Origin of the sequence: Bacteroides hominis (assembly GCF_033042785.2) — a bacterium.
Classification (GTDB): domain Bacteria; phylum Bacteroidota; class Bacteroidia; order Bacteroidales; family Bacteroidaceae; genus Bacteroides; species Bacteroides hominis.
In genome coordinates, this window is sequence record NZ_CP178829.1 from 303,923 (window position 1) to 330,443 (window position 26,521).

20 protein-coding genes are annotated in these 26,521 nt (G+C 43.1%); 3 read left to right on the forward strand and 17 right to left on the reverse strand.

Annotated elements, in window-relative coordinates:
- Positions 1–570: 570 nt before the first annotated feature.
- The 14 genes from R3O62_RS01365 to tig form a co-directional block, all read right to left on the reverse strand.
- Complete coding sequence (locus R3O62_RS01365; protein ID WP_188520882.1) at positions 571–1,812, reverse strand: 6-bladed beta-propeller; 1,242 nt, start codon at positions 1,810–1,812, stop codon at positions 571–573.
- A 21-nt stretch (positions 1,813–1,833) separates the two neighbouring features.
- Positions 1,834–3,054, reverse strand: coding sequence for a 6-bladed beta-propeller (locus tag R3O62_RS01370; protein WP_234212736.1), 1,221 nt, complete (start codon positions 3,052–3,054; stop codon positions 1,834–1,836).
- 274 nt (positions 3,055–3,328) lie between these two features.
- Positions 3,329–4,555 (reverse strand): 6-bladed beta-propeller, encoded by a 1,227-nt coding sequence (locus R3O62_RS01375; RefSeq protein WP_137568982.1) that lies wholly within the window; start codon positions 4,553–4,555, stop codon positions 3,329–3,331.
- Positions 4,556–4,926: 371 nt separating this feature from the next.
- Positions 4,927–6,807 (reverse strand): DNA mismatch repair endonuclease MutL, encoded by a 1,881-nt coding sequence (gene mutL / locus R3O62_RS01380; protein ID WP_005782324.1) that lies wholly within the window; start codon positions 6,805–6,807, stop codon positions 4,927–4,929.
- A gap of 35 nt (positions 6,808–6,842) precedes the next feature.
- A complete protein-coding gene (locus R3O62_RS01385) occupies positions 6,843–7,139 on the reverse strand; it encodes a hypothetical protein (protein ID WP_005782322.1) in 297 nt (98 codons plus the stop codon).
- A gap of 2 nt (positions 7,140–7,141) precedes the next feature.
- Positions 7,142–8,845 carry an OstA-like protein gene (locus tag R3O62_RS01390; protein ID WP_317473053.1) on the reverse strand — a complete coding sequence of 568 codons (1,704 nt, stop codon included), beginning with the start codon at positions 8,843–8,845 and terminating at the stop codon, positions 7,142–7,144.
- Between the two features lie 12 nt (positions 8,846–8,857).
- On the reverse strand, positions 8,858–10,228 hold the full coding sequence (locus R3O62_RS01395) for a peptidylprolyl isomerase (protein ID WP_005811273.1): 1,371 nt from the start codon (positions 10,226–10,228) through the stop codon (positions 8,858–8,860).
- A gap of 9 nt (positions 10,229–10,237) precedes the next feature.
- The gene (locus R3O62_RS01400; protein WP_005811274.1) at positions 10,238–11,080 is read right to left on the reverse strand and encodes a peptidylprolyl isomerase; all 843 of its coding nucleotides are present in this window, start codon (positions 11,078–11,080) and stop codon (positions 10,238–10,240) included.
- A gap of 56 nt (positions 11,081–11,136) precedes the next feature.
- A complete protein-coding gene (locus R3O62_RS01405) occupies positions 11,137–12,690 on the reverse strand; it encodes a peptidylprolyl isomerase (protein ID WP_317473052.1) in 1,554 nt (517 codons plus the stop codon).
- 186 nt (positions 12,691–12,876) lie between these two features.
- Positions 12,877–14,352 carry an IMP dehydrogenase gene (gene guaB / locus R3O62_RS01410; protein WP_005782313.1) on the reverse strand — a complete coding sequence of 492 codons (1,476 nt, stop codon included), beginning with the start codon at positions 14,350–14,352 and terminating at the stop codon, positions 12,877–12,879.
- Between the two features lie 86 nt (positions 14,353–14,438).
- Positions 14,439–16,619, reverse strand: coding sequence for a DNA helicase RecQ (gene recQ / locus R3O62_RS01415; RefSeq protein WP_005811277.1), 2,181 nt, complete (start codon positions 16,617–16,619; stop codon positions 14,439–14,441).
- A gap of 171 nt (positions 16,620–16,790) precedes the next feature.
- Positions 16,791–18,038 carry an ATP-dependent Clp protease ATP-binding subunit ClpX gene (gene clpX, locus R3O62_RS01420; protein WP_005782309.1) on the reverse strand — a complete coding sequence of 416 codons (1,248 nt, stop codon included), beginning with the start codon at positions 18,036–18,038 and terminating at the stop codon, positions 16,791–16,793.
- 2 nt (positions 18,039–18,040) lie between these two features.
- The gene (clpP, locus tag R3O62_RS01425; protein WP_005782306.1) at positions 18,041–18,703 is read right to left on the reverse strand and encodes an ATP-dependent Clp endopeptidase proteolytic subunit ClpP; all 663 of its coding nucleotides are present in this window, start codon (positions 18,701–18,703) and stop codon (positions 18,041–18,043) included.
- 139 nt (positions 18,704–18,842) lie between these two features.
- Positions 18,843–20,198 carry a trigger factor gene (tig, locus tag R3O62_RS01430; protein WP_005782303.1) on the reverse strand — a complete coding sequence of 452 codons (1,356 nt, stop codon included), beginning with the start codon at positions 20,196–20,198 and terminating at the stop codon, positions 18,843–18,845.
- A gap of 1,239 nt (positions 20,199–21,437) precedes the next feature.
- Between tig and R3O62_RS01435 the strand changes: the two genes are divergently transcribed.
- Positions 21,438–21,683 (forward strand): RNA recognition motif domain-containing protein, encoded by a 246-nt coding sequence (locus R3O62_RS01435; RefSeq protein WP_005811280.1) that lies wholly within the window; start codon positions 21,438–21,440, stop codon positions 21,681–21,683.
- A gap of 117 nt (positions 21,684–21,800) precedes the next feature.
- On the opposite strand, the gene lptB is transcribed toward R3O62_RS01435, so the two are convergent.
- Positions 21,801–22,562, reverse strand: coding sequence for an LPS export ABC transporter ATP-binding protein (gene lptB / locus R3O62_RS01440; protein ID WP_005782293.1), 762 nt, complete (start codon positions 22,560–22,562; stop codon positions 21,801–21,803).
- A gap of 75 nt (positions 22,563–22,637) precedes the next feature.
- On the opposite strand from lptB, the gene R3O62_RS01445 reads away from it, so the two are divergent.
- Both R3O62_RS01445 and R3O62_RS01450 read left to right on the forward strand, forming a co-directional pair.
- A complete protein-coding gene (locus R3O62_RS01445; protein ID WP_005782292.1) occupies positions 22,638–23,381 on the forward strand; it encodes an MlaE family ABC transporter permease in 744 nt (247 codons plus the stop codon).
- Complete coding sequence (locus R3O62_RS01450) at positions 23,378–24,148, forward strand: ABC transporter ATP-binding protein (protein WP_317473051.1); 771 nt, start codon at positions 23,378–23,380, stop codon at positions 24,146–24,148. Before R3O62_RS01445 ends, R3O62_RS01450 begins: the two co-directional genes overlap by 4 nt.
- Positions 24,149–24,380: 232 nt before the next feature.
- Here the strand turns inward: R3O62_RS01450 and R3O62_RS01455 are convergent, their stop codons facing one another.
- The gene (locus tag R3O62_RS01455) at positions 24,381–25,028 is read right to left on the reverse strand and encodes a response regulator transcription factor (protein WP_005782290.1); all 648 of its coding nucleotides are present in this window, start codon (positions 25,026–25,028) and stop codon (positions 24,381–24,383) included.
- Between the two features lie 176 nt (positions 25,029–25,204).
- Positions 25,205–26,518: a ribosome biogenesis GTPase Der gene (gene der, locus R3O62_RS01460; protein WP_005782289.1), complete on the reverse strand. Its 1,314-nt coding sequence runs from the start codon at positions 26,516–26,518 to the stop codon at positions 25,205–25,207.
- Positions 26,519–26,521: the final 3 nt, after the last annotated feature.

Below are 26,521 nucleotides of genomic sequence, written 5' to 3' on the forward strand. Positions count from 1 at the left end.
TAGACGACTTACTTTCATTTATACTAATTTATGAGAATTAAATATTGTCACATGTCAGACCTCCGTAAATTAAAAGCAGGCAATCTAACAAATGGTTTAACTGTATCAGCACCATGAACCCATCCTCAAAAATACAATTATATTTTTAAAAATCAACAATAAGTCGGATAATTCCGGTTGGTGAAATTCAAAAAAGGTATCAAATTCTTTTATTCAAATTAACACTGTTAACAGTCATTCCAAAATATCTTTTTAGAGGATGCAAAGAACAAGTCTTTTGCATTTAAAAGAGCTGTTCCTTATCATCAAAAGACTTGTTTTAACAGTGTGTTAAAACAAGTCTTCTAATCGCCCAAAACAAATAGAGCAAACTAACTGATTTTTAATATAATAGAATTAAAAAAACTCTATATTCTAATAAATTCGCAAACAGGACATAAAAGAGATACTCGCCAATTTAACAACTAAGAAAGGTGCTTAATCTGATGTATCTATTCGCAATACATGCCTATTTACTGCTATCTCATAATTAAGTAGTCTTTTGCCAGCCCATCCCATCATAGCTCCCCTTCAATTTTTTAACTTGTAAATGGCAATAATCGGATTGTCATCCTCGCCCATTTCATCAAGAAACTTCAGCAGTTCGGCCTGCTTTGCAGGGAACTTGACCTTAGCTTCAGTGACGTTGCGCCTCACCTGATCCAAATTGTCCGGTGTGATTGCAAAATAGAAACTATTTTCACCTGCATACCTGATTCCATCGAACGATTGAGAACCGTCAATATCATTCGTTATACCCGGACTTTCGATCGCCATCCAACCGATACCTTTTAAAGGAGTCTGTTCCCAGGAATCTATCTTTTCTGTCTTTTTATCGTACCGGCTGAACCACATCTTTTTATTATAGGAAAATTTAAAGAGCAGACACTCTTTATTTTCACAAACACTCTGCATCATTATAAAATCTTTCAGACCAAGATCCTTAACGTCATATCTTCCCAAAGGCAAACCATATTTACCAAGAGATAAATGATAACGAGGATAAATGGAGTCACAGGTAATGCCGTAGATCGTATCGTTGATTTGAGAATAGACATTACTCCTCCCTTGATAGATCCACGAAGCATCAGAGGAAAGATTCATCTCCGACTTATCACCTCCAACAGGCAAGTAAGGAATTTGCTCCATCAATGTCTCCCCTTTTCCATTCACAACACAAGCGGTTATAAAGATTCGTTCATTCCCATTAGGAACAGTGCCGGGATAATAAACCAAGCAATCCCCCATCACATCGATCATATTACTATGAAAAGCAGGCCGTTTCAGGGAAATTCTCCTGACGAAACGATTATCACGCATATCATAACCAATTAGGCTGCCATTGTGGCCGAATGGATAAATAAACACTAAACTATCACTGACTGTGAAACAGTGAATATTAGCTATTTCTCCAGGACCCTGACCTACACGACCGATTTTACGGATAAACTTTCCCGAAGTATCAAACATCATGACATGGTTCTGATGCCATGAATAAATAAAGACAAACTTCTCCGTCCGCTTTAGCTGATTTATACTACCGACTAATATATTATCCTGCGTCTCCAGCTTCACATACTCCACATCTTTTACGATGTCACTCAGCAATAAAGGCTTGCCGCAATCTTTCAGGTTGTTAGCAAGATCAATATCTTTAAAGGTCTCCTCAGCCGATAAAGCGTTATCATCCACCATATCCGGAGAAGAAGGCTTGCTGCCACAAGCAGCAAGAAAAAACAATATCAAAAACAATGCGATACAATCTAACTTCATAGGACGATAATTTATAGGTTACTAATAGTTGGATTTAAGTTTCCCAATCATAAGAATGTCATTATCATTTTCGTGTAAACTATTTCTTAGATTAGTGACTCGTTTACGTATTTCAGGCTTTAAATCAGTTTGGGCAAGAACTTTATCTAAAGCATCCATCAGTCCAAGAGGTTCGTAAGAGATACAGACATAACCGTTGCGCATAGTCAAGAAAGGATAAGAAAGTCCCAAAAAGTCATTTGTAAAACGATCAATGCGCTTCACACTACCATCTTTTTTAGAAACACGAACATTAAATACAGTCATACGAACGGGAGAACCATCTGATGGCACTTTAGCCGGTCCAATAGTTACTCTACTCCAATAATATTCCGGAGTCTCATACAATGACGTTACAATATATTTATCCTCCTGCATTACATTATCCAAAGTAAAACAAGGTTTCAATACATTATTAGCAATATCATAGTGATATAGAGTATCAGGGCGTGTACGCCCGACAACCTGACAAAGGGAAAAAGAATAGCCATCAACATTCCGGGGAGCCAATACTTCATTACTATAATCCGGCACAATCGCATAATTTACAGCAGATATTTTTTGCAAGATATTCCCCTTAAAATCTTGTACCCAGCATAGATTCTTACTGATCGGTGCTTTAGGATTTCCTATATCAGCAAAGGGAAGAACGACCACTACAGCTTTTTCATTTTCCAAATCTATCCAAATGGAACTCTTCGTTATCGTTTCCGGCAATGAAATACTCTCTTTCGATAAAAATCGGCCTTTAAGATCAAAAAATAACATTTTTTGATTCTCGGCAATAGCTATACGTCCCTGCTTTTCATCAAGAAATCTATTCACAGCATATTTGTACTCTCCGGGGCCTTGACCAACTCCACCTATATCAGCCACATATCGTCCCTTACGAGTAAATAATTTCAAAGCAGAAACGCCATCCGGCTCTATTAAGATATAATTGCTTGAAACATCGATACCAAAAGGATAAGTGGCAACCAATGCCTCTTCTCTGCCATCCAACTTAATAATTTCCAATGATTCTATCAAATCAGAAAACAACATTTCCTCACCCTTTATTTTCTCTATTTCCAGTAAATCGACAGCGTAAAAGGCGGAACCTTCTTTTATATCCCCCTCTTTGGGTACAGATGAAGAGCAGGATGCAGACATTGCAACCGAAAAAAGAAAGAGAAGCGGGTATAAAAGGTATCTTGTCTTCATATAAAAATAGATTTTGGCTGAAAGTAAAAAACTACTTTTCACAAAGCATACTGCAAGATACGAATTATTCGTAGAATGTTATTCTATTAAGGATATGTTAAAAAGCATCTCATTCAAAATTTTTCAGTCTTTCAATTTGTAAATGGCAATAATTGGATTATCATCCTCGTGGACATTTTGCACGATCTATCAATATCACATATACTTGAGAACCTTCAGTGATTCGGCCTGATAGCATTTAGAGATACAATCGAAATTTATAGATTACTTATAGTTATTGTTTCAGTTTTCCAATGATAAGAATGTCATTATCATTCTCGTGCAGACTATTTCGTAAATCGGTGGCCCGTTTACGTACGTCAGGCTCCAAATCTGTTTGGGTAAGAACTTTATCTAAAGCATCCATCAGTTCAAGAGGATCATAAGAGATACAAATATATCCATTATTCATCATCAAAAAAAGATGAGATAAACCTAAAAGAGGATCAGTAAAGCGATCAATGCGCCGTACATTGCCATCTTTTTTCGAAACGCAAACATTAAAGGCTGGTAAACGAACAGAAGAAACACTTGAGGAAAGATTATTAGGATATAAAGTGACTTGCGCCCAATAACTCCTTGAAGTTTCATATAAAACAGTGCAAACACTTTGATTTTCAGAAACAACATGATCTATTGTAAAGCATGGAGTTATTATATTCTTTACCGCATCATAGTGATACAAAGTATCAGGACGAGTACGCAACATGGGTACTTCAGAAATAGAAAAAGAAATCGCATCCACATTCCGACGTGCCACTAAAGCATTACTGTAATCTCCAATTAAACCGTAATGATTTACAGGAATCCGATGCACGATATCACCCTCCCTATTTTGCACCCAGCACACATTCTTACTAATTGCAAAGTTCGAGTTCACATTAGCAGAAAAGGGTAAAGTAACCACAACTACGTTTTTTTTATCATAGTCCACCCATATCTGAGACTTATGTACTATTTCCCCGAAACGAATAACCTCATCCGGCAGATAATTCCCCTTTAAATCATAGACAAGCACCTTGTCGGTTCTTCCCGGACCCAAATAAATACGGTTTTCTTTCTCATCCACCAACCATGAAAATAAATATAAATACTCTCCCGGACCTTGACCTACTCCGCCAATATCAGCCACATATCGTCCCTTGCGCGTAAATAGCTTAACAGGAGATACAACGTCAGCAGGTCGCAACAAGATATAATTATCCGTCACATATACACCATATGGATAGGTTTTAATAAGCGCCTCATCCCTATTGTCCAATCTAATGATTTCGTATGATTCCATTAAATCACCCAAAGACATCACTGTCCCTTTGGTCTTCTCTATTATACGCAAATCAACAGAACGAAAGGCGGAATCTTCTATTATATCCCCCTCTTTGGGTACAGATAAAGAGCAGGAAGCAAACATTGCAACCGAAAAAAGAGATAGAAACGGGTAAAAAAAATATCTTGCCTTCATATAAAATAGATTTTAGTTTAAAACAAAAACATACTGTTCTAAAAAGCATGCTGAAATATACGAACTATTCGTAGAGTGTTATTCTTTTAGGAACATGTTTATTAACACTATTAACAAGATTTTCAGGTGATGAATAGGGTGCGAACAGGCTCTTAACTTCCCGGATGTACGAAGTTAATATCCTCCCTGTACGAAGTTAACTTTAACACAATGTTAAAGTTAACTTCGTACAGGGAGGATATTAATAGTATATTCTGCTGGTTATCAGTCCATTAGAAAAAAAATGTAATAAACAGATAAAATCTGTTGATCGTGTGAGATAGAATGGAACTGACATAATACTTACTCTGATAAGTACAGAAGAATGATGATCACCGGAAAAGTTTATCGATCTCTTCTTCTTTTATGGTAGTCAATACCACACGACCATCCGGCGTATAGTTGGGCGAAGGACAGGCAAACAGATTATCGACCAAACTGACCATCTCTTCATTACTCAGCACCTGCCCATAGACAATGGCAGCCGCGCGGGCAAGGGTCAACGCAAGGATATCCTGAATTTCTTCTTTGACATCGTTGCCTTTCTCCATAGCGGTATGCAACATGCTGCGCACCAAATCGACCGGATTCAGTCCGTCGATGCCTGAAGGTACTCCGTTAATGGCATAACTGCCTCCACCAAGATCGCTGAGATCGAAACCTACCGCAGATAAATCGTCCATAATGTCTTGCAATACGGCTGCCTCAGAAGCCGGAAGTTGCAGAATTTCGGGGAAGAGAACGCCTTGTGAGAAACCTTGTTTCTGCTGAATCTGGGCACGATACCGATCAAAGAGCACCCGAACATGGGCCCGGTGCTGATCGATCAGCATCAATCCGGACTTTACAGAAGTAAGAATGAAACGTCCCTTGAACTGCAAGTGCTGGGTCCCCTTCTCCATTATGGCCGACTCACCGGCATAAAGAGTTGCAGGAGCGGCTGTAACAATACTTTCCTCTTCAATTACCGCAAATTCTTCCGGTTCGGGATCGGGTTCGGCGAAAGGCTGATTCATCTTACTGGCTTTCTCAAGACCACCGTACAAATCTTCCCAGTCCACTTTCGGACGGGAGTAATTGCCACCGCCGGAAGAGGGCACCGAAGGTTTGAATGGATTGAAATCGGAATTGAAATGCACCTTAGGCGGCGCAGGAGGCAAGTTCTGTTCAAATGCAGGGATATCGGGCATGTCTTCCGTATCGAAATCGATAGAAGGGACGGCATTGAACTTGCCCAACGACTCTTTTACCGAGGCAGAAAGAATCTGCCAGATAGCCTGTTCGTTCTCAAATTTGATCTCTGTTTTGGTAGGATGGATATTGACATCGATGTTGGCAGGATCGACTTCAAAATAGATGAAATAAGAAATCTGTTCGCCTGCGGGAATCAACTGTTCGTAAGCATCCATCACCGCTTTATGGAAGTAAGGATGACGCATGTAACGGCCATTCACAAAGAAATACTGATGGGCACCTTTCTTACGGGCTGTTTCGGGCTTGGCCACATAGCCTGAAACCTTTACCATCGTAGTGTTCACTTCCACACTGAGCAATTGCTGATTGAGCTTCTTACCAAAAATAGAAAGAATACGTTGCCGCAAATGGCAGGCGGGAAGATTGAACAGTTCGGAGTCATTGCTATACAGTGAGAAAGCAACCTCAGGATGTACCAGGGCAATACGTTCAAATTCGGCCAGAATATTACTCAACTCGGTAGAGTTGGCCTTCAGGAACTTACGCCGGGCAGGAATATTGAAAAAAAGGTTCTTAATGGAAAAGTTGCTTCCTTTGGGACAAGACACTGCTTCCTGACTCTCCACTTTGGAGCCCGCAATGATAATCCTGGTCCCTAACTCTTCGGATTCGGGACGAGTCTTCAGCTCTACCTGAGCAACGGCGGCAATGGAAGCCAGCGCTTCACCACGAAAGCCCATCGTGCGAAGAGCAAACAGATCGGATGCCTCGCGGATCTTTGAGGTGGCATGCCGCTCGAAAGAGAGGCGTGCATCGGTTTCGGACATTCCCTTACCGTCATCAATCACCTGTATACAGGTCTTGCCTGCATCGGTAACCAATACATGAATATTTTGTGCCTCAGCATCGATGGCGTTCTCGACTAACTCTTTGATGACAGATGCCGGACGTTGTATCACCTCTCCGGCAGCTATCTGGTTGGCAACCGAATCGGGTAATAAATGAATGATATCGCTCATAATAGATTTAGCTTTGACTGATTAATTTATAGGACTTAAAAAGACCAGCTACCGGTCTGCAAATAATGCCATAGAAAAATAAGCAGGGCAATGATAGCCAGAATGACACCCAAATGAGCAGGCTTACGCCCACTCTCCTTACGACGCTTCAGATGTGTGGTGCCTTCGATGAACTTTCCGCGAATATCTTCCGGAGAAAATTCTTTTTCGGGTAACATTCCCAAATCACGCTTGGCATCTTCTTCCATTTTCGTCAATTTTTCTTTCCGCTCGTCCACATAGATATATTGATGATTGAATCCACGCGGCTTTCGTACATTGAACATTCCCATAGCTATTTCATATTAATTATTTCACGTTTAGGACCACTGATGACCTTGCGCTCTGTTTTACGTAAAGCCTCACCTGCCTTTTTCCCTCTCCAGTTGAAAATGTCTTCCTTATTCAAGGGACGGACATAATCAAACCAACTGAAAGTGGGCAATTTCATTTTGTCGGGTGGAATCTGATCCATTGGATAAAGTGTTCCATTCGATTTGGGACTCATGACCATTTTCTGCATTTTCCGGTCTTTGAGATACATATTCAACAGACTGGTTTCGGAGGTGTTCATACCAATCATAGTGCTATCTTGCTCCTGAGGATAATATACTACAAGGACATTCCCTATCACATCTATTTTGCGTGCCTCACCCTCGGCAAAGTATGCCTTGATCTCTTTTCCTGAGATCTGATTAAAATGAATGGAGTCTTTCTGTTCCACCGTGAGCGCCTGATTGATGATATGAGCCCAATCAATCGTACTGTCGTTCATATATACCTTAACCTCTTCTCCCAGCAGTTGTTGCCCTTCGTTCCAAATAATAGGATCGCGATACATGGTAAGGCAAGAGTCTTTCGTATTAAAGACCAAAGAATCGCAAACGCCTTGCAGATCAGCGCTGTACATACGTACCTTATGAAAAGCGCGCATCTCACGGAAAAGGGAGTCGGTGTCGAGATTATAGCTATTCATCAGTAACGTATCGGCATGCATAAAGAGGCTGTCACCCCGTGAATAATCCACGGCAACAGCTCGCTTGGTGGCAAGAGCATTCTGCTTCAACTCGTCATAATAACAATAATCACCGGTAAGCATGTTCTTATTGACAGTGTCGTTCATCTGGACATTATCGAACGCCTCACCATAACCCGCTTTACGGTCATAGAAAAGGCTGTCACCGGTCAACTTCTTACCTTCATTGGTCAAAACCGAGCGGTCGAGCAGTTCGGCTTGTCCGGAAACGGTATTGTAAATGCCCCGCTCGGAATAGATGTGATTTTGCTCACTTACAATATTGGAAGGGCCCAGAATGGTGGCAATCTTAGTATTCGTACTATACTTCAGGGTGTCGGAAGTAAGCACGAAACGGGGGTTCACGAGCTTGACATCATGGTTGAAAACAGAAAGTTTAGTGGCAGGACTGTACTCACCCCAGTCGGAAGTCAACACATTTTCTTCATCCATCAACGTACCCCCATCAAAATAGTAACCCAAATTGTACAGACGGTCATAATTCAGGCTGTCTGTCAACAGGGTAGTATTCCGGTTGATCATTTTCACATTCTCACGCAGTTGCGCTATCTGAGTCATGCCGTCATAAAACAAATAGTCACCATAGATGAAAAGAGTATCTCCCTGCTCCATACGCACATTGCTAAATGCTTCGAATGAATTCGTTTTTTCGTAAATCAGGGCACTGTCACAATACATATACATGCTGTCGTGACGCAACTTAACCGAACCAATCAGCACCTGAACATCAGGACGCGCCAGTTTATCGGCTTGCCCCCGATCGGCATGGAGCAAATCGACACGGGTCTTTTTATTTCCCGTTGGCTTTTCCGGTTCAGCCTTCTTCTCCTGTTGTGGCTTCTTGTCGTGCTGCGGTTTCTTGTCCTGGGCCACCAGAAAACATACGGCAAGCAGGCATAGAATACCCGCTAAGAGAAATCTATGCCTGCCGTGGAATTTATGTTCTTTGTTTAATCTAAACATATCAAATCAGGATCAGTCTTTTTTAATCCAGCCCGGATATTTAAAGTCACAACGCTGCCATGCCGGATTAATACGCACATACGTATGTTTTTGTTTTTCAACAATCCATTTTTGCAACGCCTCTTCACGACGTTTGTCGAGCACAATTTCTTTCAGGTTCTGGTAGTCATCGGTGATAGTGGCCTTGTGTCCATTGATGCGTGCCTTCAGCTTAACAATAGCACAAACTTCCTTACCATCTTTGGGGTTGACCATAGTGAAGGCTTTGGAGATCTCACCGATATTCATCTTATCTACCACTTTAGCTATCTCCTGCGGCAAATCCTGCATCTCGAATTTAGCAGTCTGATTCATCGGATTCTGCATCAGACCGTGATTGTTGCGTGTGTCTTTATCCTGAGACAAAGCAGCGGCTGCCTGATCGAATGTAAACTTATCGCTACGAATATCGTTGGCTATGGAATCAAGACGTGCATTGGCTTCATTCAACTCCTTATCCGATACTTTGGGCTTCAACAGGATATGACGGGTATTGATACGGTCGCCACGTTTCTCGATCAACTGGATGATATGGAAACCATACTCGGACTCTACGATCTTAGATATCTTCTTGGTGTCCTGCAAGTTGAAAGCGACATTAGCGTATTCGGGCACCATCTGGCCTTTACCCATAAAACCGGTTTCACCACCTTTGATGGCAGAACCGCGGTCCTCGGAATACAACAGGGCAAGCGTAGAAAAATCACTTTCGCCTTTATTGATACGGTCGGTATATTCACGCAAGCGTCTTTTCACATCCTCTATTTCAGAGATGGGCACTTTAGGTTGCTGTGTGATGATCTGCACCTCTACCTGAGTAGGGACATAAGGGATACTGTCCTGAGGAAGATCCTTAAAGTAGCGGCGCACTTCGGCCGGAGTCACTTTGATATCACCTACCAGCTTCTGCTGCATTCTCTGTACAATCAATCCGTCACGGGCATTCTCGCGCATGGCTTCGCGGATCTGCGTAGAAGTCTTGTTAAACTCAGCTTCCATCCTTTCTCTGCTACCCAAAGCCTGAATATAGTTATTGATCTGATAATCGACACGCTGTATCACTTCTGATTCAGGAACTTCGATACTATCGAGCACAGCCTGGTGCATATAAAGTTTCTGTACCGCCAACTCTTCGGGAATCACACAATAAGGATCACCATCAAACTTACGCCCCTCATACAAAGCGGCCAGTCGTGCTTCTTCCACATCGGACTTCAGGATGGCTTCGTCACCAACGACCCAAACCACTTCGTCAATCACATTGTCCTGCGCATAGGATGCCACGTTAGCAACCAGTGCCAGGGCAAACATAACAACAAATTTAAAGTTCACAAACTTCTTCATTCTGTGTATTTAATAATTTATAATCTTCTTTCTTTTTACTGCACGTTCGTACAAGTCGTCCTTTACTTGTTTCATAAAATCAACCCGCTTGATATTGACAAGCATATCTTTAACTTTCGGTTGGGCAAACTCGTAAGGTTCCTGTTCGCCTGCCACACGAAAATCGCTGATATTCAGAAAATAGTAGAATGCCGTATCTTTCAGTTCGATATGACGGTTCTTATCCATATAGGCTTCCGGGGATTCCGCTTTCAACGGGATCATATCAAGTACATCGGCTACCCGCACCCATTTATCATAAAAATACTCATACTTCACAGCATTCTGCAAACTATACTTCTCCAAATGCTCAACGGCATCCTGAGTCTCCGTCTTATACCACTTACGGACATTTCCCAGTTGGGGAGCGGTAAGGGGAACCTTGATAAACAGACCTTTCATCAACGGACGGTCCAGTTTAAACAGTTCTTTGTTCTTTTCGTAATAGTCTGCTATTTCCTGTTCGGGGATCTCGCCCGACAATTTCTGGCTGATTAGTTCTTGTTGATAAGTATGCATGATCAATGCTTTCCGGTAATTTGCGACCAACTTATCGATTTCGCCATTGTCGGGGATATTGCTTTGCGCCTGGTTAAACAACAAAACATCTTCAACCCAGCTACGAATGTAGTGCTCGGCGAAAAGAAGACTGTCATCTTTCGACAAACCGGCGGGGAACACGGCCTGAAGGTCCTCTTTGTACAAAAAGTTTCCATCGACCTCTACCAAAGGAGTCTGTCCTTTGTGATCATGCTTGTCAGTACACGACACACAGAAAAGGAGAGAGATTAGCAGAAGGCCCGTTTTTCGCATTGTCAACTGAATTATACTTAATTTAAGGTACGAAGATAATACAATAATTCGTTGCTTCAGTGATTATTAACCGTTTTTAAAACCTCTTGGTTAATTTCAACCTTAGCAGAAGCCCTGAGACGCTCTGCCCAAAGTGCATCCAGATGATTCTGATAATCTTCGATCAAACGGGAAACAATCTCTTTGTAGGACTCCGGACCTTTCTTTTTCTCACCCAAAACAACGGTAAAAGGATAGGACTTTAATGGTTCGAAGTCTCCTTTTTTAAACACTAACTTATCGACAAAAACATTGTCACCTTCGGCAAAGGTCCCTTGTTCTATCCGGATGACAGCCGGTGAAGCAGAGGTATTAAATGTCAGGCGAATGGCATCTTTCCACTCTTCTTCCGGAAGTTTTTTCAGAAATTTACGGGCGCTCTTCAGCGTTTTCTTATGGGTTCCGTGCAACACCGCACCTCTGTAGCGGGGTGAATCCCAGTTGTAATCGGTCCGGTGCTCCTTGAAGAAGTTCTTCAGTGCAACAGAATCTGCCAGGCTGACCTGATGGGTTTCCCGGCGGGTAATAGCGGCCAACAGCAAATGATCACGATGTTCTTGCAGTGTCCTGCGGAACTCAGGATGTTTCTGCTCAAGGTGACTGTTCTCATAATCGAGAATTGATTTTACCACAAAAGCATCCAACTGCCTCTTTGTCCCCATGGGATGGGCAGCGGCAAACCGTTCAAAGTCCTTCCCTGTAAAGTTTTTACCGTCCAGCGTAAAAAGAGTACGAGAGGTCTTGCCTTGAGAAAGCAACTCTTCCATCGCCGCTTTGTCCGGAGTATACCGATAGCTCTCCTTCAGTTTGTTTACCAGGATTTCGGTTCCTTTATCCGCACCCGGACGATGGGACAGTTTACGGATTAGCCTGTCCCGTATCTGTTCAAATGGAGGGAGTTCGCGTCTGCCCATTACTTTGACGATATGAAGTCCTTTAGGAGTAAAAAACGGCTGGGAATATTCGCCATCCTTCAAAGAGAAAGCGACCTCCTCAAATTCCTGTGGTGTCTGCAACCAACTGATCCAGGATTCTGCCTTATCATCAGAATATTGGTCTACCAGAGTCTTGAAATCGGTATCGGGATTTGTCTTCAATACATTGTAAAGAGAGTCCATTAAAGCCTGCGCCTCCCGCAAATGATGGGGCAGGGCTATCTGAGGAAGATAACGGAAAATATGCATAACCCGGATCTCGCCGGCTATGGAGCGGCTCTTCATCTGATCGTAAAGCTTTCTGGCACAGGCTTCCTCTGCAGACGAATCTGTAAGATAGGATTTAGATAATGAACGATGGTAGTTGTCCATCTCCGCACGAAAGGCAGAGAGAGTATCCAACCCGGCTCTCTGTGCCGCATGCAGTTTCAACTTCTTATCGACAAAGAGATCAACACAAACCTTCAAGGCTTCTTTCCCGGATACTCCCGAAGGCTTATTCCGATGATAGAAAGACTCAAACTCCGAGCGGGAAATGTCTTGTTCATTGATCCGCATCAACACAGGATCTTGCCGGGCATAGCCGGCAATAAACCCAAACAAACAGGTCAGTGCACCAACCAGAATCTTCTTCATACCATTCTACGTTGAGATATTCATATCGGAATAAAATAAATCGAGTTCACTACAAAGGACACGGATTAACACAGATTGATAATTTATCTCATTGATATTGAAGATTAAAAGTTCTGTGTTAATCCGTGTAATCTGTGGTAGAACAGCAACCAGACGGCAACGACCAAACGCCCGATAAACAGGCTGTTATTCCGGACGACTGTAATTAGGCGATTCGCTTGTAATCGTCACATCGTGCGGATGGCTTTCCATTACTCCGGCATTGGTGATGCGAGTAAACTTGGCATCATGCAGTTTCTCGATATCAGGAGCACCGCAATATCCCATACCGGCACGCAAACCACCGGTCAGCTGATAAATCACTTCATATAAAGTTCCTTTATAAGGCACACGGGCAGCAATGCCTTCCGGAACCAACTTCTTCACATCCATCTCACCACTTTGGAAATAGCGGTCTTTCGAACCATTTTCCATCGCTTCGAGAGAACCCATACCACGGTATGACTTAAACTTACGTCCATTGAAGATAATCGTCTCGCCCGGACTTTCTTCTGTACCGGCAACCAATGAACCGATCATCACACAGTATCCTCCGGCAGCCAGAGCTTTCACCACATCACCCGAATAGCGGAGTCCGCCATCGGCAATCAAAGGGATACCTGTACCTTTCAAGGCTTTGGCTACATCATAAACAGCCGAAAGTTGCGGTACGCCTACACCGGCAACCACACGTGTCGTACAAATGGAACCCGGGCCGATACCTACTTTTACACCGTCAGCCCCGGCTTCCACCAAGGCCTTGGCTGCATCGCCCGTAGCAATGTTACCAACCACAATATCAATATTGGGATAACGTTTTTTCGCTTCGCGCAAGGTGTCGATCACTCCCTTTGAGTGTCCGTGAGCCGTATCGATCACGATGGCATCCGCACCGGCATCCACCAACGCCTGCATACGGTCGAAAGTGTCGGCAGTCACACCTACACCGGCAGCTACACGCAGACGGCCTTTCGAATCTTTGCAAGCCATAGGTTTATCTTTGGCTTTTGTAATATCTTTGTAAGTAACCAGCCCGATCAGTTTTCCTTCTTTATCGACTACCGGCAGCTTCTCAATCTTATGGTGTTGCAGAATTTGCGCAGCTGCTTCCAGATCGGTAGACTGATTGGTGGTAACCAGATTTTCTTTTGTCATCACCTCGTCGATACGTTTATCCATGTTACGCTCGAAACGAAGGTCACGATTCGTTACAATACCGACCAAATATCTATTGTCATCCACTACCGGGATACCACCGATTTTATATTCGGCCATCAATGCAAGAGCATCGCGTACGGTAGACCCTTGCTTAATAGTGACAGGATCGTAAATCATACCGTTCTCGGCACGCTTCACTGTAGCCACCTGCTTAGCCTGTTCCTTAATGGACATATTCTTATGGATCACGCCAATTCCCCCTTCGCGCGCAATGGCAATGGCCATCTTGGCTTCGGTAACCGTGTCCATGGCGGCAGTTACAAACGGAATCTTTAACTCAATGTTTTTTGAAAACTTTGTCGAGAGATCGACAGTGCGTGGTAAAACTTCAGAATAAGCGGGGATCAACAATACGTCGTCATAAGTTAATCCATCCATTACAATCTTATCGGCAATAAATGACATAGGGCTATGCGTTTAAAAATTATTGCGTGCAAATATACAGTTTTTATTCAAGACTGCATAAGTGCACGCAAGTTTTTTTCGCTTTTTTAATTAGCCATTTCGGAGATAAACTTGATACGAACCAGACGGACTTCTTCTTCGGTAAATTCGTCCCCGAGTTCATCAAGAGCGTCGTCAATCTTATCTGTTGTCGACTCTTTGAAGTAATCGTAGATGTCGAGCATGTGATCTTCGTCCATGATCTCATCCAGGAAGTAGTCGATATTCAACTTAGTACCCGAATAAACGATCGCTTCCACTTCATCCAGCAATTCGCTGAACTCAATGCCCTTGGAAAGCGCGATATCATCCAGAGCCACTTTACGGTCGATGGCTTGAATAATGGCCACTTTCATCTTCGACTTGTTGGCGACAGTGCGTACCCGTAAGTCCTCCGGACGTTCAATCTCATTCTCTTCGCAGTGTCTCTTAATCAGCTTGCAGAATTCTTCGCCGTAACGTTTGGCTTTTCCGGCACCTACGCCCGGGATATTCTGAAGTTCTTCGAGCGTCACAGGATAGATAGTAGCCATCGCTTCAAGAGAGGGATCCTGGAAAATCACGTAAGGAGGCACTTCCAGTTTCTTCGATAACTTTTTCCGGAGATCTTTCAGCATAGAATAAAGAACCGGATCGACTGCGCACGAACCTCCACCTCTTGCCGGTGTTTCTTCTTCCACTTCTTCAAAGTCATTGTCCTCGGTAATCTTGAATGACTTGGGATGTTTAAGAAATTTCTTTCCTGCATCGGTCACTTTCAGCAAACCGTAGTTTTCTACATCCTTACTCAGATAACCGGCTATCAACGCCTGACGAATCACGGCATTCCAGGTTTTGTCTTCTTCTCCCATTCCTGATCCGAACACTTCCAGATCTTCATGTAAGTGTGCCTGAACTTCAGACGTTTCGCGTCCCTGCAGGACATCAATAATATAATCTGCCTTAAAATTTTCTTTTACCGCTATGATTGTTTCGATCACAGCACACAATAATTCTTGAGCCTCCACTTGTTTTTTAGGGTTTAAACAGTTGTCACAATTTCCACAATTCTCTTCCGTGTACTCTTCGCCGAAATAATGTAGTAATGTCTTACGGCGGCAAACGGAAGATTCAGCATACGCAGCAGTTTCCAACAGAAGCTGCTTGCCAATTTCTTGTTCTGCCACAGGTTTGCCTTGCATGAACTTCTCGAGTTTCTGCAAGTCTTTGTTTGTATAAAAGGTAATGCACTGGCCTTCTCCGCCGTCTCTTCCGGCGCGGCCTGTTTCCTGGTAATACCCCTCCAGGCTCTTTGGTATATCATAGTGGATGACGTATCGCACATCGGGCTTATCAATTCCCATTCCAAATGCGATAGTAGCTACAATTACGTCGATCTTTTCCATCAGGAAATTGTCCTGATTCTGCGTTCGCGTTGCCGAATCCATACCTGCATGATAAGCACGGGCATTGATCCCGTTGGCTTGAAGTATCTCAGCAAGCTCTTCTACCTTCTTCCGGCTCAGGCAATAAATGATGCCCGATTTTTCCGGATTGTTCTTGATGAACTTTATGATGTCCTTATCTACATTCTGAGTTTTAGGACGTACCTCGTAATACAGATTCGGACGGTTGAACGAAGACTTGAAGACGTGTGCATCCACCATTCCCAAGTTCTTCTGAATATCGTGCTGCACCTTCGGCGTGGCCGTTGCGGTCAGCGCAATAAGAGGTGCTTTTCCTATTTCATTAATAATCGGACGTATCCTGCGATATTCCGGGCGGAAGTCGTGTCCCCATTCGGAAATACAATGTGCTTCGTCGACAGCATAGAATGAAATCTTTACTGAACGCAGAAACTCCACATTCTCTTCTTTCGTCAACGACTCGGGAGCAACGTATAACAGTTTTGTTTTTCCGGCAAGAATGTCAGACCTCACCTGATCAATCGCACCCTTGTTCAAAGAAGAATTAATGAAATGAGCCACACCGTCTTCTTCACTGAAGTTGCGCATCGCATCTACCTGATTCTTCATCAGCGCGATCAGCGGAGAAATCACAATGGCCGTACCTTCCATTAATAAAGAAGGCAACTGATAGCACAGAGATTTTCCACCGCCGGTAGGCATCAGCACAAAGGTATCATTACCATCAAGCAAATTCTGGATGATCGGCTCCTGGTTCCCCTTGAAATTATCAAATCCGAAATACTTTTTCAGTTGGTCTGTCAAATTAATCTTCCCTGCCATCTTAATATAGGTTGTTTTATTCAGTTCATGGTTTAACTTAAAAACACTCGCTTTGCTTGGAAAGCGCTCTAACAAAGTTATAAACAACTTCTTAAATATCAAGCATAATCAGACTAATATTTTTCAAGAAAAAACGGAACTCACCTCCATTATTGCCCTTACCTTTTGATTTTAAGCAGTTTGCAATCTCGCAAGATTTGCTTTTTCGAGCTGATGCTTCGCATAATCCAGTGTCACTTCATATTCTTTCTGGTTTTCAGAAGGAATCTCGAACATGACATCCATCATAATTGTCTCCACGATAGAGCGCAATCCGCGGGCACCCAGTTTATACTCCACTGCCTTGTCGACGATATATTCGAAGACTTCGGGCTGGAAGGTCAACTGCACACCATCCATTTCGAACAACTTGATGTATTGTTTGATAATGGAATTCTTGGGTTCGGTCAGAATGGCACGAAGTGCATTCCGGTCGAGCGGGTTCAGATAGGTCAGCACCGGCAAACGGCCGATAATCTCCGGAATCAGTCCGAATGACTTCAAATCCTGCGGTGCGATGTATTGCATCATGTTGTTTTTGTCGATAGTAGCCGTCTTACGGGAAGCATTGTATCCCACGACATGGGTGTTGAGACGCTGGGCAATCTTTTTCTCGATGCCGTCAAACGCTCCTCCACAGATGAAAAGGATGTTTTTCGTGTTTACGGGAATCATCTTCTGGTCGGGATGCTTACGTCCTCCCTGAGGCGGGACGTTGACCACAGAGCCTTCGAGCAGTTTAAGCAATCCCTGCTGTACGCCTTCACCGCTGACATCACGCGTGATGGAGGGGTTGTCTCCCTTACGGGCAATCTTGTCTATCTCGTCGATGAAGACAATGCCTTGTTCTGCCTCGGGCACATTGTAATCGGCCACCTGAAGCAGACGGGTGAGGATACTCTCGATATCTTCGCCTACATAACCGGCTTCGGTCAACACGGTCGCATCCACTATCGTAAAGGGTACATGCAACAGTTTGGCTATGGTACGCGCCAAAAGGGTTTTACCGGTTCCGGTGCTGCCCACCATAATGATGTTCGACTTTTCAATCTCCACATCATCACCGCTGTCTTTCTGCAACAGACGTTTGTAGTGGTTATATACCGATACGGCAAGAAAACGTTTGGCATCGTCCTGGCCAATCACGTACTGGTCGAGGAAATTCTTTATTTCTACCGGTTTGGGTAGTTCCTTTAAATTGAGTCGGGTAGCTCCCGCGCTCTGTTTGCCGGCTCCCATGGCTTCCTGAGTAATCTCATAAGCCTGGGTCGCACAGCTGTCGCAAATGTAGCCGTTCATCCCTGTAATCAGGAATCCGACTTCATTCTCCGAACGGCCGCAAAAGCTACACCTTTTTTTATTATTCTTTGATTCAGCCATGTTTATTTCTTAATCAACACTTCGTCAATCATACCATATTCTTTTGCTTCCTGGGCGGTCATCCAGTAATCACGGTCCGAATCGGCCCATACCTTGTCAAAAGAAGTACCCGAATGATCGGCAATAATGGTATAAAGTTCTTTCTTTAATTTTTGTATTTCGCGGGCAGTGATTTCAATATCCGAGGCTTGTCCCTGCGCGCCACCCATCGGCTGATGAATCATCACACGTGAGTGAGGCAGCGCCGAACGTTTGCCTTTGGCACCGGCCACCAACAGTACAGAAGCCATAGAAGCTGCCATACCGGTACAGATTGTAGCCACATCACTCGAGATGAACTGCATCGTATCATAAATACCCAGCCCGGCATAAACCGATCCGCCCGGAGAGTTGATATAGATTGAGATATCTTTACCCGGATCTACCGAATCAAGATACAGCAACTGTGCTTGCAGCGTATTGGCCGTATAGTCATCAATCTGTGTACCGAGGAAGATAATGCGGTCCATCATCAGACGTGAGAACACGTCGAGCTGAGTGACGTTAAGTTGTCTTTCTTCCAGAATATAGGGATTCAAATACCCGGCTTGCGATTTAATCACATCGTCCAGCACCATTGCATTCATACCTAAATGCTTGGTTGCGTATTTTCTAAAATCATCCATTGTTTTACGTTCCTTTCTATTATTAATAATGTAACTGCAAAGAAACAAAAAAGAACACAGAGACACAAAAAAACACAGAGTTATAATTCTATAAAAACTCTGTGTTTCTGTGACTTTATGTCCTGTTCAAAAGAAGAGCTTATTCAAACATCTTATTGAATTCTTCCATTGAAACGGTTTTGTTCTCCAATGTAACCTTGCCTTTCAGTGCAGCGGCCAATTTGGTTTCTACTACGCGGTTCACCAAACCGTCGATGCTTTCTTTCTTTTTCAGCATCTCTTTTGCGTAGTTTTCGAGGATATCATCGGGTATAGTCAGCATACCGTATTGAGCAAACTGAGCTTTTGTAGCTTCTTTCGCCATGTTGATCACGTCGTCCTGCTCTACCTTGATATCATTTTCTTTCACCAACTGTTCCTTAATCAGGTGCCATGTCAGTTCTTCGATGCTCTTATCGTAGTTTTCGTTTACGAATTCTTCGCCTTTGTCTTTGTTGTTCATCAACATAACGCGTTTCAGCAGTGCATCCGGGAATTCCAGCTTACCTACTTTGTCTGCCAATACCTTGCGGACATCGATCAGGAATTTATAATCGCTATCGGCAACGAACTGGGCTGCGATGCTTTCTTTTACTTTAGCACGGAATTCTTCTTCTGTCTTCACTGCGTCTTTGCCGAATACCTGATCGAAGAGTTCCTGATTCAGTTCACCGTTTACGAAACGGGTCACTTCTTCTACCTGGAAGCTGAAGTTGGATTTTACTTCGGCAGCAGCTTCTTTGTCGATCTTCAGCAGTGATGCGATTTCAACAGCATTGCCTTCGTAAGCAGCATCCGGATTGAATACCAGTACGTCGTTTACTTTAGCGTTTGCGAAGATAGCCTTCTGCTCGTCGTTCTTCATGTACGAAGGCATCATTACAGCACCTTCTACCTGAATACCGCCTTCTTTCGTGTTGCCTTCTTCATCAAGTTCGGCCAACAGACCTTTCAGCATATCGTTTTCTTCGTATGCCTCTACCTGTTCGTATTTTCCGTTACGTTGAGTATAAGCTTTAATCTGGTTTTCTACCATTTCGTCAGTTACCTCGATTGTATAGTAGTCTACCTTGTCCTGGCTGCTAACCTCAGCTTTGAACTCCGGAGCCAAAGCGATATCGAATACAAATTCAAATTCTTCCATTGTATCGAAATCGATATCCGGCTGCTTTTCTTCGTTAGGCATCGGTTCGCCAAGGATGTTTACGTTATTCTCCTTAATGTATTCGTATACTTTCTCAGAAAGCAATTTGTTCACCTCGTCGGCAATGACTGACTTACCATACATCTTCTTCACCAAGCTCATAGGAACCATGCCCGGACGGAATCCCGGAACCTGAGCTTTCTGACGGATGTTCTTCAACGATTTGTCTACCTGAGGCTGGTAGTCAGCTTTTTCAAGCTTCACGGTAAGCAATGCGCTTACTTTGTCAATGTTTTGTAATGAAACGTTCATTCTGACAATTATTTATTTGATTTATACTTTATTCTATACTCAAACGAGGGTGCAAAATTAGTGCTAATCTTTCAAATTTCAAAAAACATTGCAGAATTATTTCATTTGCAGAGAATCGCCATTTCGGACGAAAGCAGCCGGACATACGGCAGAAAAGACATTAATCCGTTTTCAAAAGAACCCGTTTTACTTTTTATTAACCAAAAAAGAAGAAAACAAAAAGACAGACCCGGACGGAAAAGTCCGGAACAGAGGCCGGCAAAGCAGTAAAGTTCAACACAACCGGATGTGGATAAGGAGGTCGGAAACCGGTTCATTGCTTACGGAGTGCTACCACAAATATCAATTATAGCAACAATCGGAGATTATACTGTCAAAAGGATCAAAAATCCTTCTTTCCGCTGACTCGGCTTTTCGTTTCTCCGCTCCATCCGGAGGAAATAGAGCTCCGGAAGGTGGCTTTTTGCCTCCCAAAGCCTGCCTCTTCCGGAAACAAAACCTGTGTTTTACTGAAAAGCAAGCTTCTTTTTGCGGAAAAGACGGGTACATTTGCCCCGAAAGACGTTAGCATTTCCGGAAAACGCTTACTTCTTTTCCGGATTTCTTTAAATGTTTTCCCCAATTGCATATATTGTTCCGGAAAAAGAAGCTTCCAAACTCTTTTTTCACTCTGGTTGCTCTCCGCGAAACGACGCGGCCGGACTATCGGAAGAACAAGTATTTGACATAAAAAAGTACATGATGCATCAAGAGGATATGTTTCTCTTTCAGTCTGTCCAGAAACCGGTCATCGGGTAAACAAAAAGATAATGGCTAAACTGGCTGGAAGACGTTTTTTCTGACTTAGACGAATGGTCCTCCGAAATAAACAAATATGAGAGGATACGATTGTCATTTTGACAAAATGCTATCAAACTTCCGCCATCTTCACCGTAACGCCGGGAAGTCAGTATCTTCTTTACAACTTATGTTTTCCGACTTCATCCTAAGATCTCTCCAATCAGTTAAATTTCACAGGTTTCACACACAAAAACAGAGAAAAAGTTATTGCAATTCCGGATTTTATGTGTTTCTTTGTTGCGGAAAGATGATCGATTAGTTTCTCGATTTCGATTACAAGGTTTTTACTCCCGTCGACAAGACGCTTTTGTAAACTCTCTGTTTCTTTAATCTTTTTATTATTAAATCATCTTCCGGAGAGTTTTTTATTTCATTTATTTTATTTTTATCATTTTCATTATGAACATTTATGTTGGAAACCTTAACTACCGTGTTAAGGAAGCAGATCTGCAACAAGTTATGGAAGACTACGGAAAAGTAACTTCTTGTAAAGTAATCATCGATCGCGAAACAGGCAGATCAAAAGGTTTTGGTTTCGTAGAAATGGATGACGATGCAGCTGCAACAAAAGCTATCGCAGAATTAAACGGAGCGGAATACGAAGGCCGTACTATGGTACTCAAAGAAGCCAGACCGAGAGATTGACGATAGGAGAAAGAATTAAAAAGAAACCTTTTACCAGAAGAACCGGTAAAAGGTTTTTTTTATGTATTCTATGTTCAAACGGCTCCCCCCGATACACAGGAGAACGGAAACAGCAGACTAATCTTTCAACTGGAAGTCTTTGCGGCGCAAAACGAAACTGTTACTCAGATATTTCTCACGCACAATCTTATTCTCAGCCAACTCCTCAGGGGTACCCTGAAACAGGATTTTTCCTTCGAACAGCAGATAGGCACGATCGGTAATACTCAATGTTTCCTGTACGTTATGGTCGGTAATCAGGATACCGATGTTTTTATCTTTCAACTTCCATACAATCTGCTGGATATCTTCTACGGCAATCGGGTCTACCCCGGCAAAGGGTTCATCGAGCATGATGAATTTGGGGTCGATAGCCAGACAACGCGCGATCTCCGTACGGCGGCGCTCACCACCCGACAACTGGGTACCTTTATTCTTCCGCACTTTCTGCAAACGAAACTCGGCAATCAAACTTTCGAGCTTATCTTTCTGATAATCGAGAGGTTTATTAGTCATCTCAAGCACGGAAGCAATGTTGTCCTCCACCGTCATCTGGCGGAAGACCGAAGCCTCCTGAGCCAGATATCCGATACCGGTCTGAGCACGTTTATAAACAGGATATTTCGTTATTTCAAGATCGTCCAGGAAAATACGGCCCTCATTCGGGGTAATCAATCCTACGGTCATGTAGAACGAAGTGGTCTTACCGGCACCATTCGGCCCCAGCAAACCTACAATCTCACCCTGCTTCACATTGATGGAAACATGGCTCACTACCGTACGCTTACCGTACTTTTTCACCAAGTCTTCGGTACGAAGCACCATCTTGCTTTCTTCCATATCCTTTGTTATTTTGCGGCAAATGTAGCAAAAATAAGCCGAAAAAACGTACATTTGCAAACAAATATACGAGTTATGATTAAAGCATTAAGAACCGTCGGCAGATACATGATGCTTATGGGACGGACTTTTTCACGTCCCGAGCGCATGCGTATGTTCTTCCGGCAATATATCAAAGAGATAGAGCAACTGGGGGTAAACTCTATCGGCATCGTGCTGTTGATTTCATTCTTCATCGGCGCGGTGATTACCATCCAGATTAAACTAAACATCGAAAGCCCATGGATGCCCCGCTGGACGGTGGGATACGTCACTCGTGAGATTCTTTTGCTTGAGTTCTCCTCCTCCATCATGTGTCTGATCCTGGCCGGTAAAGTGGGATCGAACATCGCTTCCGAACTGGGTACAATGCGTGTGACACAGCAGATTGATGCACTCGAAATCATGGGAGTGAATTCCGCCAACTATCTGATATTACCCAAAATCACGGCAATGGTTACCATGATTCCTATTCTGGTGACCTTCAGCATCTTTGCAGGTATCATCGGAGCATTCGCCACCTGCTGGTTCGGCGGTATTATGACGGCCACCGACCTTGAATACGGACTCCAGTATATGTTTGTAGAATGGTTTGTGTGGTGCGGCATCATCAAGTCACTGTTTTTTGCCTTTATCATTGCCAGTGTATCCTCTTTTTTCGGCTATACCGTAGAGGGCGGCTCGATAGAAGTGGGAAAGGCATCTACCGATTCGGTGGTTTCCAGCAGCGTACTGATTTTGTTTGCCGACCTGGTATTAACTAAACTTTTAATGGGATGATCGAAGTAAAAGGACTCTATAAATCATTCGAAGGTAAAACGGTATTGCATAATATAGATGCCTCTTTCGAAAACGGAAAAACCAGCCTGATTATCGGTCAGAGCGGTTCGGGTAAGACGGTATTGATGAAGTGCATCGTCGGATTGCTGACACCGGAAAAGGGTGAAGTACTCTATGACGGACGCAACTTTCTGGCAATGGGTAAAAAAGAAAAGAAACATTTGCGACGCGAAATGGGAATGATTTTCCAAAGCGCGGCTTTGTTCGACTCCATGTCCGTTTTAGATAACGTAATGTTCCCTCTCAACATGTTCGGTACCGATACATTGCGCGAACAAACCAAACGGGCCATGTTCTGCCTCGATCGGGTCAACCTGACAGAAGCTAAAGATAAATTTCCCGGCGAAATCAGTGGCGGTATGCAGAAACGTGTAGCTATCGCACGGGCCATTGCGCTGAACCCGCAGTATCTCTTCTGCGATGAACCGAACTCAGGACTCGACCCGAAAACCTCTTTGGTAATAGACGACCTGATTCACGATATTACCCGGGAGTACAACATGACCACCATCATCAATACTCACGACATGAACTCGGTAATGGGTATTGGCGAAAAGATTATCTATATTTATCAGGGAACCAAAGAGTGGGAAGGCACGAAAAACGACATCTTCACTTCGACTAACGAACAGCTGAACAATTTCATTTTCGCTTCCGACCTGCTGCGTAAAGTAAAGGATGTAGAAATACAAAACCTCGAAGGCTGATCTTCTCAACAGATTGAAATAGAAGGGCTCATGAATCATCGCAACTCATGAGCCCACTTTTTGTTATAAAAAAACCAGTTAATAGAATCGACATATATCATCACGACATATTGACTGTCCCAAAGTTCTCAATAAAACTTAAAAAGAGAATAATTCCAATTACACATCAAAGATAACAAAAAAAATGCAGCAAAACATCACCGAAAACCGTGACAAATTGAAATAAATAGAATCATCCAATCTCTATCCATCCTTTTGCCATAGCTTTCACTACCATATCGATAGCGTTCTTTGCACAAAACTTTTGTATTAGCCTTTTGCGAAATGTTTCGACAGTATTTTCTGATATCTTCAATTCAGCCGCAACTTCATGCGTATTACATCCCCTCGCGACAGCTTTCAGTACATCAAGCTCACGCTTTGTGGGTATATCTTTAGGATGAATTTGTACAGGACTGAGGCTTAACCTCTGACGAATGGACTTAAACCGCGGACATGCATAAGAATCACCTGCAAGCACGCTCTTCACGGCATTTCCTATTTCCATAGCTTCGGATGATTTAAGGATCACGGCATTCACTTTCTGACGAATCAAACGGTTGATAATCCAGATTTCTTCATGCATAGTACTAATAATAATACGTGCACTCTCATTAATCTCACGAATCATATCAACCAAATCGAATCCTGATATATCGGGGAGGCTTACATCCAAAACATAGATGTCGTAGTCTCTCTCCCCAATCAATTCGGCAGCTCTCGTTCCCGAAGTCACCGCATCGGCAACTTTAACCCCCGGCACTAACTCAAGCATGCGTTGCATCCCTTCAAGAATCAGTGCATGATCGTCAACCAATAGTATTTCTGCCTTCGTTTCCATGTAGCCTCTGTCTGTATTTATGGTTTGTTTCTTTTTGCTCTGTACAAATATAAATAAAAAGAGTTATATAAGAAACAAAAAGAATCAATTATTTCAAAAATGATGGGCAAAAAGAAAGCCGGAATTATGATAGTCCGGCTTTTACATTTATATATCAATACTATTCGACACAAAAATCACTTCTGTCTGATATAAATGTTGATAGGCGTTCCACTCAGATCCCACTTTTCACGCATCTTGTTCTCCAGGAATCTTCTATAAGGCTCTTTCACGTACTGTGGAAGATTAGCAAAGAAGACAAACGAGGGTACCTGCGTATTAGGCAGCTGAGTAACGTACTTAATCTTGATATATTTTCCCTTAGTCGCAGGAGGCGGATAAGCTTCGATCAACGGAAGCATCTCTTCGTTCAGGCGAGCTGTCGGAATTTTAATCATACGGTTCTCGTAAACTTTACGTGCCTCTTCAAGCACCTTGAGAATTCTCTGTTTTGTCAATGCCGATGCAAACACAATAGGGAAATCAACAAAAGGAGCAAAACGTGAACGAATGGCTTCCTCAAAAGTCTTCATTACTTTATCAGTCTTGTTTTCTACAAGATCCCACTTATTCACGACTACCACTAACCCTTTTGAGTTTTTCTGAATCAACGAGAATATATTCAAATCCTGGCTTTCTATACCACGGGTCGCATCCACCATCAGAATACATACATCGGCCCCCTCTATGGCACGAATAGAACGGACAACCGAATAATATTCGAGATCCTCGTTTACCTTATTCTTTTTACGAATGCCGGCTGTATCTACCAGATAGAAATCGAAGCCAAACTTATTGTAACGAGTGTAAATAGAATCGCGGGTTGTTCCGGCTATTTCTGTAACAATATTACGTTCTTCCCCGATAAAAGCATTCACAATAGACGATTTACCGGCATTAGGACGTCCCACCACAGCGAAACGAGGGATGTCTTCATCCAGAATCTCATCGGATTCTTTCTTGAATTTACTAACAATCAAGTCCATCAGATCTCCTGTACCACTACCACTAATCGCAGAGATACAATAAGGATCGCCCAATCCCAACCGATAAAACTCAGGAGCATTGTATCGCAGCTCATGATTATCCGTCTTATTGGCCACCATGATGACCGGACTTTTGGCACGGCGTAATATGGCAGCTACCTGCATATCCAAATCTGTCACTCCATTTGTCACATCCACCACAAACAGAATCACATCCGCTTCATCCACTGCCATCAATACCTGCTTGCGGATTTCCTCTTCGAATATATCGTCAGAGTTTACTACCCATCCACCGGTATCAACAACAGAAAACTCTCGCCCTAACCATTCGGATTTACCATACTGCCTATCACGGGTAGTACCCGCTTCATCGTTCACAATTGCCTGACGGGTTTTCGTCAAACGATTAAATAAGGTAGACTTGCCCACATTGGGTCGTCCTACGATTGCAACTAAATTTCCCATAGT